Below are 15,939 nucleotides of genomic sequence, written 5' to 3'. Positions count from 1 at the left end.
CGGTATAAAAAATCAAATTATTTTTTAAAACAATATTTCCGCCGTGGAACCCTTATGGTCGCGAAGAAACTCAGCGCTCCAAACGTTACCAAGACTCGATTGCTGGATGCGACAGAGGCTCTCTTCATTAAGTACGGTTATGACGCGGTGTTGTTGCGGCAGATTACCGAGCGCGCCCAGGTGAACCTGGCCGCTGTGAACTACCACTTCGGGGACAAGGATTCCCTGATGAAGACCCTGCTGATGCAACGCCTGGAGCCGCTCAACGAGCAGCGCCTGGAACTGCTGGCGCGTTGTGAAGCCGAGTCCGATGGCCCGCTTGATTGCGACACCTTGCTCGGTGTGCTCTTCGCTCCGGCCATGGGCCTGGAGCGCAGCGACCCGGCCAGTGCCAGTGGGGAAGGGCGTTCGTTCATCCGTTTCCTCGGGCGGGTGTACAGCGACACCTCGCCGTTTATCCAGGAATACCTCAAGGTGCATTACCAGCCGGTGTTCCAGCGCTTCTTCGAAGCCTTCGCGCTGGCCTTGCCGGACTTGCCGCGCAATGAGCTGGGAGTGCGCCTGCAATTTGCCCTCAAGGCCATTTCCGGGGTCATGGCGGGTACCGAACTGCGCCTGCTGATGAACTCCATGAGCCTGGGCCGCCCGGCGACCGATGCTGAAGTGATGGCCAAGCTGATCACCCTGGTCTCGGCGGCGATTCGTGTGCCGCAGCAAAGCCCGGAAGCCGAACACGCGCTGGCCAAGGTGCTGGATACCCAGCGCGCCATTCGTGAGCAAGCGGCCGCGCCGGCCGCGAAGGCCTCGCGCTAACTCAAATCCCAGGCAAAAAAAAGCCCGCTGGGGCGGCGGGCTTGATGTGCAACATTTGTAACGGATGAGGCTTCACACTACGTCTCGGGATGTGAATAAAACGTGAAAAATATGTAAGAGAAAGTGTGAAAGTGTTGATGTGAGTAAACAGGTCAACGGGCCACCTTTCTAGATCCTCCAACGCCCGGCGCTCTTGGCCAGTCGTTGGCGCATCGCGTCCACATTCGCCGCCAGTTGCACCGTTAACAATCGATACCCATCCAGCGCACTGTAAACCGGCGCATCCAGCGTGGGCTCGCCGCCGGTGATAGGGCTGGGCCGCTCCAGCCGCTCCGTGACCCCCGACTTCAATGCCCGCGCCATCCCCACCAGTTGCACTCGAATCTGCCGGTGCTCGGCTTTCAGCATCACCTGCATACGCGCCATCGCCTGTTCATCGCGCGGGTCCGGTCGCGTGTTGCCGAGAATCTCCAGGGTGCTCATGCACATGCGCAGGTGCCGTTGGATGGCGTCCAGTTCGGTCATGGAAATCCGCACTTCCTTGGACACCGACGGCATCAGCGAGCGCAATTGCAGCATCGCCGCATTCAAGCGGTTCAGCAGTTTGAGGTGTTCATCGTCAGTGACCGATTGGCCATTGATGATCCGGCTATAGATCGCGGCACAGTCGCGCAACGCGCTGGCCAGGTTGTAGCGCCACGAGTACACCGCATACAGCGGCAGGGCGAAGGAGAACGCCAGGGCCAGCACGATACCGATCAGGATGTCGACCGTGCGCCACAAACCATCCGAGATCGGATTGTCACCGTGCCCGGCGACGATAAACACCGTGATCGCCGACAACAGCGCGATGTAGCCGCCCTTGCCGATGGCGTGATAGGAAAAGAACCCGCACACCACCGACATCAACAGGTAAGTCAACAGCGGTTGGCCGAAGTAGGCCTGTTGCACCACCAGCAACAAGCCGACGCTGGCGCCGATCAAGGTGCCGTAGGCGCGCTCCACGGCTTTCTTGCCGATATTGCCGTGGTGCTGCAAGCCACCGATCACAATCAGCATGGTCACCGACGCCCATTCACCATGGGGCAGGTTGATGCCGGTGGTCAGCAGGATCGTCGCCAGCAGGCCAATGGACACGCGCACGGCGTGGATCAGCTTGGCGTGGCGATAGCGTCGGTACGGGTCGAGCAGGGGGCGCAGCAGGCGCCGGGCGAAGAGTGGCAGGTTCATCAGTACTAAAGTGGCCTCGGTTTTGGAGATGTACACAATCCAAATGTGGGAGGGGACAAGTCGAAACGTCGCACCGCCCCTCCCACATTGAGATCGGTATTGCCCTTAGAAGATATAGTCGGTGGTCAGGAAGCTTGAGTCGCGGTTGCGCAGAATGTCGCTGACCAGCGCCTTGTTGCTGTCCTGGAACTTGGTCGCCACCAGGGTGCGGATCGAAAACACGCGCAGCGCGTCATGTACCGACAGCGTGCCCTCGGCCGAGTTCTTGCGCCCGTTGAACGGGAACGTGTCCGGCCCGCGCTGGCACTGGGCATTGATATTGATGCGGCCGACCTGATTGGCAAAGGTGTCCACCAGGCGCCCGACTTCCACGGCGTTGGTGCCGAAAATACTCAATTGCTGGCCGAAGTCCGAGTCGAGTACGTACTCGATCACCGTCTCCAGATCACGGTAGGGCACGATGGGCACCACCGGGCCGAACTGTTCCTCGTGGTACACGCGCATCTGCGGGTTCACCGGGTACAGCACCGCCGGGTAGAAGAACGAACCCCGGCGGGTACCGCCATTGGCGTTCACCACCTGGGCGCCGTGTTGTTGCGCATCGGCCACCAGCTCGTTGAGGTAATCCACCTTGCCGACTTCCGGCAGCGGTGTCAGTGAAACGCCGTCTTCCCAGGGCATGCCGGGCTTGAGGGTCTCCAGTTTGCGGTTGAATTTCTCGATGAAGCTGTCGACCACGTCTTCATGCACAAACAGGATTTTCAACGCGGTGCAACGCTGGCCATTGAAGGACAGCGAGCCGGTGACGGCCTCGCTGACGGCGTTGTCCAGGTCCACCTCCGGCAGCACGATGCCGGGGTTTTTCGCATCCAGGCCCAGGGCGGCACGCAAGCGGTGCGGCTTGGGGTGCAGCTTTTTCAAGTCACTGGCGGCCTTGTTGGTGCCGATAAAGGCAAAGATGTCGATCTTGCCGCTGGCCATCAACGCACTGACGGTCTCGCGGCCGCTGCCGTAGATCACGTTGATCACCCCGGCCGGGAAGCTGTCGCGGAAGGCCTCCAGCAACGGTCGAATCAACAGCACACCGAGCTTGGCCGGCTTGAACACCACGGTGTTGCCCATGATCAGCGCCGGGATCAGCGTGGTAAACGTCTCGTTGAGCGGGTAGTTATAGGGGCCCATGCACAGCGCCACGCCCAGGGGCACGCGGCGGATTTGCCCGAGGGTGTCCTGTTCCAGCTCGAAGCGGCTGCTGCGGCGGTCGAGTTCCTTGAGGGCATTGATGGTGTCGGTGATGTAGTCGCAGGTGCGGTCGAACTCTTTCTGCGAGTCCTTGAGGTTCTTGCCGATCTCCCACATCAGCAGCTTGACCACTGCGTCGCGCTGTTCGCGCATACGTCGCAAAAATGCCTCGACGTGCTGGATACGCTCCACCACCCGCATCGTCGGCCATTCACCCTGGCCACGGTCATAAGCGCGCACGGCGGCATCGAGGGCGGTGAGGGCGGTGTCGGCGTCCAGCAACGGCGTGCTGCCGATCACCACGCGGCGGTCGCCCAATTGCACCGGGCTCTGCACCTGGGCCAAGGGGCCGTTCCACACCTGCAACTGGCCGTCGACCAGGTAATCACGCTGTTCGATGGGCGCCGCCAGGCGGTATTGCTCGGGAATATCGGCGACGCTGGTGGGAAACAGCTGGTCGAGCAGGTTGCTGGTGGTCATGTCACTTCCCCTGGAATAGTTGCAAAATATGACTAGAGAGTCACCCAACACAGGGCTCTATGGCAAGGCTTGTGCGCTTTGCAGTACGCACCGGGGCGTGTGGCCTGCTCTTCGAGATAGTAGACTGCGCGCCTTTCTTGAAGGAGTTCACATGAGTCAGTACCAGCCGGGCATTCTTGCCGCACCGGTGCCTTTGCAGGCACGCCATCTGTTTTTTGTCGTGGATACCCTGGCAGCCGTGCCCGCTGCGCTGGACGCGCTGGTGCAGTTGACCGATTCGGCGGCAGTGGTCGGATTTGGCGAGCCGCTGGTAAACGCGCTGGGTGCAACGATTGATGGCTTGCGCAGCTTTCCTGCCGTGAGCGCGCCGGGCGCGCACAACCCGTCCACCCAGCAGGCACTGTGGGTGTGGCTGCATGGCATCGATCGCGGCGAGTTGCTGCTGCGCAGTCGCGCTTTCGAGAAGGCCCTGGCCCCCGCGTTTCGCCTGGTGCAGTCGACCGAAGGCTTCCGCTACAAGACGGGCTTCGACCTCACCGACTACGAAGACGGCACCGAAAACCCCCACGACGACGCCGCCGTTGAAGCCGCCTTGACCGACAGCGGCGCCAGTTTCGCCGCGATCCAGCAATGGCAGCACGACCTCGATGGTTTCGCCGCGTTGCCCGCCCAGGAGCGCGACTACATCATCGGCCGCCGCCATGGCGACAACGAAGAGCTGGAAGACGCTCCCGAATCCGCCCACACCAAGCGTACCGCCCAGGAAAGCTTCACCCCTGAGGCCTTCGTGGTGCGCCGCTCCATGCCTTGGGCCGAAAATGGCCAGGCTGGGTTGATGTTCCTTGCATTCGGCCATTCCTTCGATGCGTTCGAAGCGCAACTGCGCCGCATGAGCGGCTTGGAAGACGGGATTGTCGATGGCCTGTATCGGATCAGCACGCCGTTGACCGGTGGCTACTACTGGTGCCCGCCGACCCTCGGTGGGCGCCTGGACCTGAGTGCACTGGCAGGCTGATCGCCTTTACCTGTGGTGTGTGGCTGAACATGAAAATTCGCACAGCCACGCAATGCCCCACTGAAAAAATCCCCGGCTGCCCGTAATCTAGACACCTTTGCCACCTGTGCGGATTGTTCATGTCTTCTGTTGCCGATGGGCTGCCCCTCAATAAACGCCTGCCAGCCGTGATCGCGATCTCCCTGGGAATCGGCATGGCGACGCTGGACACGGCCATCGTCAACACGGCGTTGCCGACCCTGGCCGAAGGGATTGGCACCGATTCCGCCTCGGTGATCTGGGTGGTCAACGCTTACCAGTTGGCGATTATCGCCACGGTGCTGCCGTTTGCATCGCTCAGCGATGTGCTCGGGCACCGCCGCGTGTATCTCGGCGGGTTGCTGCTGTTTATCGTCTCGTCGCTGTTTTGCGGGCTGGCCGGCTCGCTGGTCAGCCTGACCGCCGCCCGTGTGGTGCAGGGGCTGGGTGCGGCGGCGATCATGAGTGTCAATACGGCGTTGCTGCGACATATCTACCCGTCAAAAATGCTCGGGCGTGGCCTGGGCTATAACTCGCTGGTGGTCGGGCTGGCGTTTACCCTGGGGCCCACGGCGGCGTCGGCGATTCTGTCGGTGGCGACCTGGCACTGGCTGTACCTGATCAATGTGCCGTTGGGGCTGTTGGCCCTGGCATTGGGCCTGCGTTCATTGCCGATCCTGCCGATGACCGGGCATGCATTCGACCGCCTCGCGGCCCTGCTATGTGCGGGTTTGTTCGCCTTGCTGGTGCTGGGGTTGGGCACGGCGGTGCACGGTGCGCAGGTGGCGTTAACCCTTGGCTTGATAGCAGTGGCGCTGGTGTGTGGCGCGTTACTGCTGCGCCGGCAGGCCGGTCACCCGGCGCCGATGCTGGCGTTGGATCTGTTCAAGCGGCCGGTGTTTGCCTTGTCTTCCCTCACGGCGATCTGCGCCTTCAGCGCCCAGGGCCTGGCTTTTGTGTCGCTGCCCTTTCTGCTACAGGCGATGCTGGGGCATAGCCAGGTGGAAACCGGGTTCCTGATGACGCCGTGGCCGGCGGTCGTGGCGGTCATGGCCCTGGTCGCTGGACGCCTGGCTGACCGTGTGTCCCTGGGCCTGCTGTGTGGTATCGGGCTGTTGATGTTGAGCGTGGGGATGGCCGCGTTGGCGACCTTGGGCAACGGCGCATCGGCCTTCGATATCGGCTGGCGCATGGCGCTGTGTGGTGCCGGTTTCGGCTTCTTCCAGTCGCCCAACCTCAAAGCCTTGATGACCAGTGCGCCGTTGGCGCGCAGCGGTGGGGCCAGCGGCATCGTGGCGATTTCGCGGTTGCTGGGGCAGACGCTGGGGGCGTCGTTGGTGGCGTTGTGTTTCCACCTGTCCCTGGGCAATGGCCCGCTGTATGCGCTGTGGCTGGGTTGCGTGTTTGCGCTGGTGGGCGCCGTGGCCAGCGGCCTGCGTCTGCTGCCTTACGGGAAAAAGCCGTTGTAAAACCTGCGGCGGGAGGGCTACCGTGGCGACCTGAATATTTCGGGATGTTTCAGATTTATGTCCAGCCTGGCCCTCCGCACTGCTGATACCCATTCCCGCCGCGCTGCGTTGACCTTGGCGTTATGCCTGCCCAGTGACGTGTTGCTCTATCTGCTGTTGCCCATGGAGTCCCAGGCCTTCGGCATCACGCTCGCCCAGGCCGGGGTGTTGCTGGCGGCCAACCGGCTGGTGCGGATTTTCGGTTACCGGCATGTGCTGAATTTCTACGCACGCAACGGTGATCGCCTGACCTGCATGATCGCCGCCGGTGCCGCAACGCTGTGTGCGCTGGGTAATTCGGTGTTGTCGGGTTTTGCCGCATTGTTGGGGCTGCGGCTGGTGTGGGGCCTGTGTTTTGCCGCGTTGAACCTGTCGACCCAGGTATTGGCCACCTCCGAACCGGAGGGCGCCGCGCGGCGGGCAGGGCGATCGCGGGCGTTGATCGCCTGGGGGCCGATGCTGGCGTTGCCGTTGGGTGGCTGGCTGACGCTGTGGGCCGGGCCGCGGCCGATCTTTGTGATCCTCGCCGGCTGTTGCCTGGTGGGGCTGTGGATGGCGCGCAGCCTGCCCAGCGCCGGGCATGATTTGCACAGTACCCCCGGGCGCCGCTTCCAATGGCCCGACAGCGTGGCGATGTGGTCGTTTATCGAAGGCGTGGCGCTGGACGGACTGTTTATTTTCGGCCTGTCGATCCAGGCGCAGAAGCTGCTCGGCGGCGACGCGGTGCTGATCGCGGGCGGCTTGATGGCCCTGCGTTATGTCTCGGAAATGCTCCTGAGCCCCCTGGGCGGCCGCGCGGCGCAGCGCTTTGGCGCCACCTCGATGTTGTTGCTGTTTTCGTTCATGAGTGCCTTGGCCTTGACGGCGTTCGGCAGCTATTGGGTGGTTGTCGGCGCGGCAGCGGTGTTGGTGCTGCGCGCGTTGCAACTGCCCCTGGTGACCACCTTGGTCGCCGAGCGCAACCCCGGTTCGATGCGGGTGTCGGCCCTGGCGTCCAACGCGGTATGGCGTGATATCGGCGCGGGCCTCGGGCCACTGCTGGCGGGCCTGCTGTTGCCGGTGGCCTCGGCACCCCTGGTGTTTGGCGTGGCAGGCGCTGCGATTGCGGTGAGTGCGCTGTTTTGCTGGCGTACGCGTGTGGCTGGCGACTGACTTACGCGCTTTTCAAGCCTTCCAGCCAGGTGGGGTCGAAACGGGTCTGCTCGGTGTCCATCCCCAGTGCCTGCATCTTGTTTTTATGCGCGTTCATTTCGCCGACCAACTGCGCCTGGGCGCTGGAGTTGGCATCCAGTTCATGCATCTGCGTCAGCCCCAAATGGTAGAAACGCAGCACCTTGATCGCCGTCGGGTCATTGGCCTGCACCCGCTCTGTGACGGTGTGCATCACATTGGTCACGCGCATCAGGTTGCGCTTGAGCTGCCAGCCATACACGGCCGGCGCCAGCCAGGGTTGGCTCCAGAACGGGCCGCGCACCAGGGCGAGGGTAATCAACACCCCGGCGAATACGCCGCCGACATTGAAGCGCACGTTGTCACCGCCGGGTTCGCCGAACAGCATTACCGCCAGGCTCGACAGCAGCATGGCCAAGGCCATGAACAGCACGGCTACGATCAGTGTGCTGCGGCGGGTCTGTTGGCGGTAGGTGACGGGGTCGTAGGGTTTGAGCTCGAACATCCGGTCCAGGTCTCCAGGGCGGGTAGGGAGTGGCATCTTCTCATGGCCAGCGGTCAGCGGTGGGGCAATCAAGTTGAACCATGATCTGGGGCAGTTTCTCTAAACCGGTGTACTCCCTTTGAGGTGAACCACCATGCCCGAATACAAGCAGCCACCGCCCGGTACACCCGACCCTGATCGCACCCCCGGTGAAGAAGAGCGTGACAACGATGCCTTGCGCCCCAATGACCCGAAAGAGCGTGATGCACAGGATGATGTGGAGCGCGTCGAACAAGACCTGGAAAATCTCCACGATAAAGCTCGCCCCCTATAACAGGAGACCATGATGAACAAGCGCTCGGATGGACCCCCCTCCAACGAACACGCCAGCGGCAAGGATGAGTTGGGATTTGATCCGGACTCACCGGATGTGGCAGATCCGCAGGTTGATCCGGTAGGTCCGGCCATCGCCCCGCTGGATAAAAAGGACAAGGAAGAGGCGAAAAAAAAGCCGCCCTACGATCCGTTGGGCGACTTGAAAAAATGAACTGAGCCCCGCCATTGAGCGGGGCTTTTGTTTATCTGGGCGGCATCCAGGTGACGTCGGTGATGCCGTACTTCTCTGCCCATGGGCGCGTGGTTTTTTTCACCTGTTCATGACCAACCCGGCCGATACGGCTGACATGCGCAATGTCAGCGTCAACGGCCGCCCAGTGCCACGCCTCGGCGTTGTTCATCACTTCGGCACGCACCACAAAGGACTTCGGTTGACCGTGCAGTTGGTAGTGGATGGTGTAGATTTTTGCGGTACTCATGTTGCCTCCCTGTCTTGTTATAGATGGATAGGGAACGGTTTAAAAAGGTTCACTCAAAATGACAATCTGCATGCTTGCGCGGCATAGTGACCCCTCCCTCCCGCGCCCAAGGATCGCGCCATGACCCTCCTGAACCACAGCCGTCTGTACCTGCAACGCCTGGGTTACGATTCGCCGCCACCGCCCACCCTGCAGACCCTGCGGGATTTGCAACTGCGTCATGTGTGCACCTTCGCCTTTGAAAGCCTGTCGACCCTGCTGCGCCTGCCGGTGCCGATCGACTTGCACAGCGTCGAGCAGAAAGTCCTGTTCGAGGGGCGGGGTGGGTATTGCTATGAGTTGAACCAGATGTTCCTGGCGCTGTTGCAAGAGTTGGGCTTTGATGCACGCGGCATTACCGGCCGGGTGGTGATGGGCGGGCCACCGGAGGCGCGCACGGCGCGTACCCATCGCCTGAGCCTGGTGACACTGGACGGCGTGCGTTACGTCACCGACGTCGGCTTTGGTGGCATGGTGCCCAGCAGTCCGTTGCAGTTGCACACACAAGCCGTTCAGGCCACGGCCCATGAGCCGTATCGCCTGACACTCAATGAGCAGGAGGGCAGCTACACCTTGTGGGCCGAGGTCGCGGGGGAATGGCGTGGCTTGTATGTGTTCGACCTGCAAGTGCAGGCAGACATCGACTACGAAATCGGTAACTGGTACGTCTCTACCCATCCAGGTTCGCCGTTCCTGGGCCAATTGAAAGTCGCACGCCTGGCAGCGGGCGAACGCCACACCTTGAACAACGCCCATTATGCGATTCACTACCTGGATCGGCCGAGTGACAAGCGCGTGATCCAGAGCGCCGACGAACTGCTGGGAGTGCTGGGCACTACTTTTGGGATTCGCGTGCCGGTTCACCCTCAGCTAGATTCAACCCTTGATGGCTTGGTAATGGCTGCCCGCCAGGAGTATTGATCTAGAGCTATCGCTGAACCGTTTTACCTCCAAGAGGGGGCAAATTTTTTCGAACCTTTGGTGCCAACCCGGGTTCGAAGCGTTTCCTGAATAATTTGCCCACCAGACAAGGAGATGTAAACGATGTCCAAACTATTCGGAAACTTCCTCAAGCATTCCTCACTGCTGGCGCTGGTCGCCGCGCCAGCCGTGGTGTTCGCCGCACCGTCCACTGACCCGATTTCTACCTTTGGGATTCTGGGCAGCTACAACGACTTCAAGCTCGAAGGCGGTAGTGAAAGTGATAAGGACCACATGCCCGAAGCCGGCCTTTTCTACAACTTCGGCAACAAGCTCACCGCCGAGTCGGGCTTTATCTACCAGGCAGGCGTGGAAGCCAAGTACGGTGAAAAGAGTGATAACACACTCAAGGAAGGCCAGGCCGACCTGGATCTCGGCTGGCGTGCCGCGCTGGATGCGCGCAACTTTGTCGACGTGATCGTTGGCGGCGGTTACAGCTGGACCCGCTATGAGCTGGACTCGAACGACTACGACATGGAACTCACCAACAAGTCGCCGTTCGCCAAGGCAGCCTTGGGCTACAACCATCAGTTCGATGACATGACGCTGCGTTTTGAAGCGGGTGCGCGTCGCACCCTTGATGGTCGTACGAAGCTCAAGGTGGACGGCGTGGGCAGCGACACCGTAGACCTCAAGGACCGCACCAACCCTTACGCCGAAGTCAGCCTGCTGATGAACCAGAAGGGCGACCTGCCGGTGATGGCGGGCCTTTACTACACCCGCACCGAATACAAGCTGGACGGTGATTCCGAAGTGGCCGATAACACCCGGCTCAAGCGGGATGAATACGGGGTCAAGGTAGGCATCGCGTTTTAACGCGGTTGCAACGTAAAACGCCCCGAACATTCGGGGCGTTTTTTTTAGAGCTATTGCAGGTCAGCCCAGAACGCAAAAACGGCGCCCGAAGGCGCCGTTTCTGTTGACTCACATACCGCTAAGCGATCAAACCCCCAGCACCGCGTGCTGCACCAGGGTGAGCAACGGTTGTGGGTACACGCCGAGGAAGAAGGCGAGCAGGGCGATAGCCAGCAGCATCACACCACCGGCTTTCTGTTCCCAGTGCAGCTCGGCATCCACACGGCGCAGGTTTGGCTCGATCAGGTATAGGGTGACCATCACGCGCAGGTAGTAGAACACGCCGATGGCACTGCCCAGTACCAGGGACGCAACCAGCCACCACTCGTGGGCTTCGACACCGGTAGCGACGATGTAGAACTTGCCGATGAAACCCGCAGTCAGCGGGATACCGGCCAGGGACAGCATCATCACGGTGAGTACGGCGGTCAGGTACGGACGGCGCCAGAACAGGCCGCGGTATTCGTACAGGGCGTCGGCGTCACGGCCTTTGTAAGGCGAGGACATCAGGGTGATCACGCCGAACGCGCCGAGGCTGGTGATCACGTAGGTGACCAGGTACACGCCGATGGCTTCCACGGCCAGGCCTTTGCTCGCCACCAGGGCGATCAGCAGGTAGCCGAAGTGAGCGATGGACGAGTAACCCAGCAGACGCTTGAGGTTGTTCTGGGTCAGCGCCAGCAGGTTGCCGAACAGGATCGACGCGATGGCAATCACGGTCAGCACGTTGCTCAGCACGCCGGTGTTGGCGGCAGGCGAGATCTGGAACAGACGCACCATCACCGCAAACACAGCGACCTTGGACGCGGTCGCCAGGAACGCCGCCACCGGCGCCGGGGCGCCTTCGTACACGTCCGGGGTCCACAGGTGGAACGGCACCAGGGAGAGCTTGAACGCCAGGCCGATCAGCATCATCGCCAGGCCCAGTTGGGCAATCGGCGCCGGGCTGTTGGTGGCGGCCAGGGCGTGACCGATACCGGTGAAGCTCAGGCTGCCGGCTTCGGCGTAGAGCAGGGCCATGCCGAACAACAGGAACGCGGAACCGGCGGCCGACAGCACCATGTACTTGATGCCGGCTTCCAGGGAACGCTTGTTGAAGAAGGCGTAGGCCACCAGGCCGTAGGTCGGGATCGACAGCAGTTCCAGGCCGATGAACAAGCCGGCCAGGTGCTGAGCGCTGACCAGCACGATACCGCCGGCCGCAGCCAGCAGGATCAGCAGGTACAGCTCTTCGCGGTTGCCCGGGTAGCCGGTGCCGCCTTCGCCGAGGTAGGCGTGGGCGAGGGTGACGCAGGCGAGGGTGGCGACGAGGATCAGCGCGATATACAGCAGCGCGAAGTCATCGACCATCATCAGCGGGGTCACCGCCAGTGGCGCGACCTTGAGTGCCGGGATAATCGACAGCAAGGCCAGGTTCAAACCGGCGCACGACAGCAGGAACGTTTGTGAGTGATTGCGGCGCCAGGCGATCGCCAGCATCACCACCACGATGGTGAGGCTGGTGATCAGCAGCGGCGCAAGCGCGATAAAGTGTTGGATCGTGAATTCCATAGCGCTCTTACCGGGCCGAAGCGAGTTGAGAGAAGGCGGTGCCGAACCACTGCTGCACGCCATGCATCGTTGCGGCAGAAGTGTCCAGGAACGGTTGCGGGTACACGCCGATGTAGATCAGCAATACCGCAAGGCCGAGCACCATGATCAGTTCGCGAGCATCCATCCCTTTCAGGACGGCGTCGGACTTGGCCGGGCCGAAGTAGGCGCGGTGGATCATGATCAGCGAGTAGACCGAACCGAATACCAGGCCGGAGGTAGCAATGGCGCTGATCCACGGCGTTTGCACGAAGGCACCCATCAGGATCAGGAACTCGCCGATGAAGTTACCGGTACCCGGCAAGCCCAGGGAAGCGGCGGCGAAGAACAGGCTGATCGCCGGCAGGTACGCGATACGCGACCACACGCCGCCCATCTCACGCATGTCACGGGTGTGCAGGCGCTCGTACAACTGGCCACTCAGGATAAACAGTGCGGCGGCGGAGACACCGTGGGCCAACATCTGGATCACTGCACCCTGCAACGCCAGCTGGCTGCCGGAGTAGATGCCGATCAGTACGAAGCCCATGTGGGAAACGGACGAGAAGGCAATCAGACGCTTGATGTCGGTTTGCGCGAACGCCAGGAACGCACCGTAGAAGATCCCGATCAGACCGAGGGTCATGGCAATCGGCGCGAACTCGGCCGAGGCATTCGGGAACAGCGGCAGGGCGAAACGCAGCAGGCCGTAGGCCGCCGTCTTCAGCAGGATACCGGCCAGGTCCACGGAACCGGCGGTCGGCGCCTGGGCGTGAGCGTCAGGCAGCCAGGAGTGGAACGGCACCACCGGCAGCTTCACCGCGAAGGCGATGAAGAAGCCCAGCATGAGGATGTACTCGGTGGTCAGGGACATCTTGGTTTTCAACAGGTCGGCGTAGTTGAAGGTAATCACGCCCGTGCTGTTGAAGTTGACCAGTACCAGGCCCAGGATCGCCACCAACATGATCAGGCCGGAAGCCTGGGTGAAGATGAAGAACTTGGTCGCCGCGTAGATCCGGGTTTTCTTGCCGTCCGAAGAACTGTGACCCCAGAGCGCGATGAGGAAGTACATCGGCACCAGCATCATTTCCCAGAAGAAGAAGAACATGAACAGGTCGAGGGCGAGGAACACGCCGACAACGCCGCCCAGGATCCACATCAGGTTCAGGTGGAAGAAGCCCACGTGACGCTGGATCTCTTTCCAGGAGCAGAGTACCGAGAGGATACCCAGCAGGCCGGTCAGCAGGATCATCAACAGCGACAGGCCATCGAGGGCCAGGTGCACGTTGATGCCGAAGCGCTGGATCCACACGTGCTTGAATTCAAGCGCGAACGTCGGATCGACACCCGGTGCCGGAGCAAATGAATAGTCGCCATGGGCCCACAGCCAGAGGCCGAGTGCGAGTTCCAGGGACATGGTCAGCAACGCAATCCAGCGGGGGAGGGTGGCGCCGAAGCGTTCACCCATCCAGCAGAGCAGGCCGCCGATAAAGGGGATCAGGATTAGCCAGGGCAGAATCATGACGGGCTCGTTTCCTTTCGCAAGTTCGCAAAGTTCATATCAGACCGCTACCACAACGATGGCGCCGATCACCAGCACGGCACCGGCCGCCATGGAAGCTGCATACCAACGCAATTGGCCAGTCTCGGTACGGCTCAGGGCGGTGTGACCGCCTTTGGCCGCGCGCGGGATCAAACCGATGGTCTGGTCGAGCGGGTCTTTACGCAGCACGTGACTGATGGCCAGGTATGGCTTGACGAACAGTTTGTCGTAGATCCAGTCGAAGCCCCAGGCCGCGAACCACCAGGCCGAGAGGAAACGGCCGATGCCACTGTTGGCCACGGCGGTCACGAAGCGACGCTTGCCGAGGAACAGCATGGCCGCCAGCAGGATACCGGCGATGGCAATGGCGCCCGAGGCGATTTCCAGGCTGTGCTTGGCGGCGCCGCCGGCATGGCCGGCGCTTTCCGGCAGTACACCGGCCAGTGGCGGGGTGATCAGGGCGCCGATGAAGGTCGACAGGATGATCAGCACCGACAGTGGCAACCAGTGGGAGATGCCGTGGCCTGCGTGTGCTTCGGTCTTGGCTTCACCGTGGAAGGTGATGAAGATCAGGCGGAAGGTGTACAGCGAGGTCATGAACGCACCCACCAGGCCTGCGTACAGCAGGTTCTGGTTACCGCTGGCAAAGGCTTCCCAGAGGATTTCGTCCTTGGAGTAGAAACCGGCGGTCACCAGCGGCAGGGCGGCCAGGGCGGCACCACCGACGATGAAGCTGGCGTAGGCCAGTGGCAGTTTCTTCCACAGGCCGCCCATCTTGAAGATGTTCTGCTCGTGGTGGCAGGCAACGATCACCGCACCGGAGGCCAGGAACAGCAGGGCCTTGAAGAAGGCGTGGGTCATCAGGTGGAAGATCGCCGCGTCCCAGGCGCCGACGCCCAGGGCCAGGAACATGTAGCCGATCTGGCTCATGGTCGAGTAGGCGAGGATACGCTTGATGTCGGTCTGCACCAGCGCGGCGAAGCCGGCCAGTACCAGGGTCACGCCGCCGACGATGCCCACCAGGTGCAGGATGTCCGGCGCCAGGGTGAACAGGCCGTGGGTACGGGCGATCAGGTAGACACCGGCGGTAACCATGGTTGCGGCGTGGATCAGTGCCGACACCGGGGTAGGACCGGCCATCGCATCCGCCAGCCAGGTTTGCAGCGGCAGTTGCGCGGATTTACCCACGGCGCCGCCCAGCAGCATCAGGGTCGCCAGGGTGATCCAGAAGTCGCCGACCTGGAATTTCTGCGGTGCCAGCACCAGCAGTTCCTGGATGTTCAGCGTGCCCACCTGTTGGAACAGGATGAACAGGCCGATGGCCATGAACACGTCGCCGATCCGGGTGACGATAAATGCCTTGAGTGCCGCGTTACCGTTGTTGCGGTTGCTGTAGTAGAAACCGATCAACAGGTACGAGCACAGGCCCACGCCTTCCCAACCGAAGTACAGGAACAACAGGTTATCGCCGAGCACCAGGAACAGCATGCTGGCGATAAACAGGTTGGTGTACGAGAAGAAGCGCGAGTAGCCCGCTTCACCGCGCATGTACCAGGACGCGAACAGGTGGATCAGGAAGCCCACGCCGACGACCACGCCGAGCATGGTGATCGACAGGCCGTCGACGTAGAGGGCGAAGTTGGGCTTGAAGCCTTCCACCGACATCCACTGCCACAGCACCAGGGTGTAGTGACCACCTTCCGGCGGCGCCACGTTGAATTGCCAGATGACGTAGGCGGCGACAATGGCCGACAGGCCAATGGAGCCCACACCGATCAGGGCAGAAAGGTTTTCCGACCAGCGTCCGCGAGAGAACGACAGCAGCAGGAAACCGATCAGGGGAAATACGAAAGTCAGAAAGATCATGTTCATCCGCGCATCTCACTGGCAGCGTCGATATCAAGCGTGTGGAAGCGACGATACAGTTGCAGCAGGATCGCCAGGCCGATACTGGCCTCGGCGGCTGCCAGGCTGATCACCAGGATGAACATCACTTGTCCATCCGGCTGGCCCCAACGTGCACCTGCAACGATGAACGCCAGTGCCGCAGCGTTCATCATGATTTCCAGGCTCATCAACACGAACAGAATGTTACGGCGAACCATCAGGCCGACCAGGCCAAGACAGAACAGGATGCCGGCGACCGCCAGACCATGCTCCAAAGGGATAGCAGGCAT

At 61.6% G+C, this 15,939-nt stretch carries 16 protein-coding genes; 8 read left to right on the top strand and 8 right to left on the bottom strand.

The features are described from left to right. The first annotated feature begins 54 nt into the window (after positions 1–54). Complete coding sequence (locus M2397_RS15750; RefSeq protein WP_131698079.1) at positions 55–813, top strand: TetR/AcrR family transcriptional regulator; 759 nt, start codon at positions 55–57, stop codon at positions 811–813. A 168-nt stretch (positions 814–981) separates the two neighbouring features. Here M2397_RS15750 and M2397_RS15745 read toward each other — a convergent pair whose 3' ends face one another. Together M2397_RS15745 and M2397_RS15740 are read right to left on the bottom strand one after the other, a co-directional pair. Continuing rightward, the gene (locus M2397_RS15745) at positions 982–2,043 is read right to left on the bottom strand and encodes an FUSC family protein (RefSeq protein ID WP_145337651.1); all 1,062 of its coding nucleotides are present in this window, start codon (positions 2,041–2,043) and stop codon (positions 982–984) included. Positions 2,044–2,148: 105 nt separating this feature from the next. After that, a complete protein-coding gene (locus M2397_RS15740) occupies positions 2,149–3,765 on the bottom strand; it encodes an NADP-dependent glyceraldehyde-3-phosphate dehydrogenase (protein ID WP_259243973.1) in 1,617 nt (538 codons plus the stop codon). 151 nt (positions 3,766–3,916) lie between these two features. Here M2397_RS15740 and M2397_RS15735 point away from each other — a divergent pair, with 151 nt between their 5' ends. The 3 genes from M2397_RS15735 (at position 3,917) to M2397_RS15725 (ending at position 7,458) form a co-directional block, all read left to right on the top strand. Beyond that, positions 3,917–4,780, top strand: coding sequence for a Dyp-type peroxidase (locus tag M2397_RS15735; RefSeq protein WP_259243971.1), 864 nt, complete (start codon positions 3,917–3,919; stop codon positions 4,778–4,780). A 119-nt stretch (positions 4,781–4,899) separates the two neighbouring features. Further along, positions 4,900–6,267, top strand: coding sequence for an MFS transporter (locus tag M2397_RS15730; RefSeq protein ID WP_259243969.1), 1,368 nt, complete (start codon positions 4,900–4,902; stop codon positions 6,265–6,267). Positions 6,268–6,324: 57 nt separating this feature from the next. After that, entirely contained in the window at positions 6,325–7,458 is a 1,134-nt protein-coding gene (locus tag M2397_RS15725; RefSeq protein WP_131698074.1) for an MFS transporter, read from the top strand. A 1-nt stretch (position 7,459) separates the two neighbouring features. Here the strand turns inward: M2397_RS15725 and M2397_RS15720 are convergent, their stop codons facing one another. Continuing rightward, positions 7,460–7,981, bottom strand: coding sequence for a DUF3087 domain-containing protein (locus tag M2397_RS15720; protein ID WP_259243967.1), 522 nt, complete (start codon positions 7,979–7,981; stop codon positions 7,460–7,462). 133 nt (positions 7,982–8,114) lie between these two features. Between M2397_RS15720 and M2397_RS15715 the strand changes: the two genes are divergently transcribed. Beyond that, a complete protein-coding gene (locus tag M2397_RS15715; protein WP_131698072.1) occupies positions 8,115–8,294 on the top strand; it encodes a hypothetical protein in 180 nt (59 codons plus the stop codon). A 12-nt stretch (positions 8,295–8,306) separates the two neighbouring features. Beyond that, the gene (locus M2397_RS15710; protein ID WP_131698071.1) at positions 8,307–8,507 is read left to right on the top strand and encodes a DUF6021 family protein; all 201 of its coding nucleotides are present in this window, start codon (positions 8,307–8,309) and stop codon (positions 8,505–8,507) included. Between the two features lie 31 nt (positions 8,508–8,538). Here the strand turns inward: M2397_RS15710 and M2397_RS15705 are convergent, their stop codons facing one another. Further along, positions 8,539–8,775, bottom strand: a complete 237-nt coding sequence (locus M2397_RS15705; protein ID WP_027606320.1) for a DUF6555 family protein — start codon at positions 8,773–8,775, stop codon at positions 8,539–8,541. A gap of 120 nt (positions 8,776–8,895) precedes the next feature. Here M2397_RS15705 and M2397_RS15700 point away from each other — a divergent pair, with 120 nt between their 5' ends. Beyond that, the gene (locus M2397_RS15700; protein WP_259243964.1) at positions 8,896–9,735 is read left to right on the top strand and encodes an arylamine N-acetyltransferase; all 840 of its coding nucleotides are present in this window, start codon (positions 8,896–8,898) and stop codon (positions 9,733–9,735) included. A gap of 123 nt (positions 9,736–9,858) precedes the next feature. Next, positions 9,859–10,611: an outer membrane beta-barrel protein gene (locus tag M2397_RS15695; RefSeq protein WP_131698068.1), complete on the top strand. Its 753-nt coding sequence runs from the start codon at positions 9,859–9,861 to the stop codon at positions 10,609–10,611. A 126-nt stretch (positions 10,612–10,737) separates the two neighbouring features. Here the strand turns inward: M2397_RS15695 and nuoN are convergent, their stop codons facing one another. The 4 genes from nuoN to nuoK are packed head-to-tail and all read right to left on the bottom strand — an operon-like array spanning position 10,738 to position 15,939. Further along, a complete protein-coding gene (nuoN, locus tag M2397_RS15690) occupies positions 10,738–12,201 on the bottom strand; it encodes an NADH-quinone oxidoreductase subunit NuoN (RefSeq protein WP_003174731.1) in 1,464 nt (487 codons plus the stop codon). A gap of 7 nt (positions 12,202–12,208) precedes the next feature. Further along, complete coding sequence (gene nuoM / locus M2397_RS15685; protein ID WP_048728604.1) at positions 12,209–13,741, bottom strand: NADH-quinone oxidoreductase subunit M; 1,533 nt, start codon at positions 13,739–13,741, stop codon at positions 12,209–12,211. Between the two features lie 39 nt (positions 13,742–13,780). Continuing rightward, on the bottom strand, positions 13,781–15,634 hold the full coding sequence (nuoL, locus tag M2397_RS15680) for an NADH-quinone oxidoreductase subunit L (protein WP_145337656.1): 1,854 nt from the start codon (positions 15,632–15,634) through the stop codon (positions 13,781–13,783). After that, positions 15,631–15,939 (bottom strand): NADH-quinone oxidoreductase subunit NuoK, encoded by a 309-nt coding sequence (nuoK, locus tag M2397_RS15675; protein WP_003174727.1) that lies wholly within the window; start codon positions 15,937–15,939, stop codon positions 15,631–15,633. The genes nuoL and nuoK overlap by 4 nt, the downstream gene beginning before the upstream one ends.

The sequence above is a fragment of the Pseudomonas sp. BIGb0381 genome (genome assembly GCF_024809815.1).
In the GTDB taxonomy this organism is placed as follows: domain Bacteria; phylum Pseudomonadota; class Gammaproteobacteria; order Pseudomonadales; family Pseudomonadaceae; genus Aquipseudomonas.
Note: the sequence above shows the minus strand (reverse complement) of the source record. Positions and strands in the feature narration are given on the sequence as shown.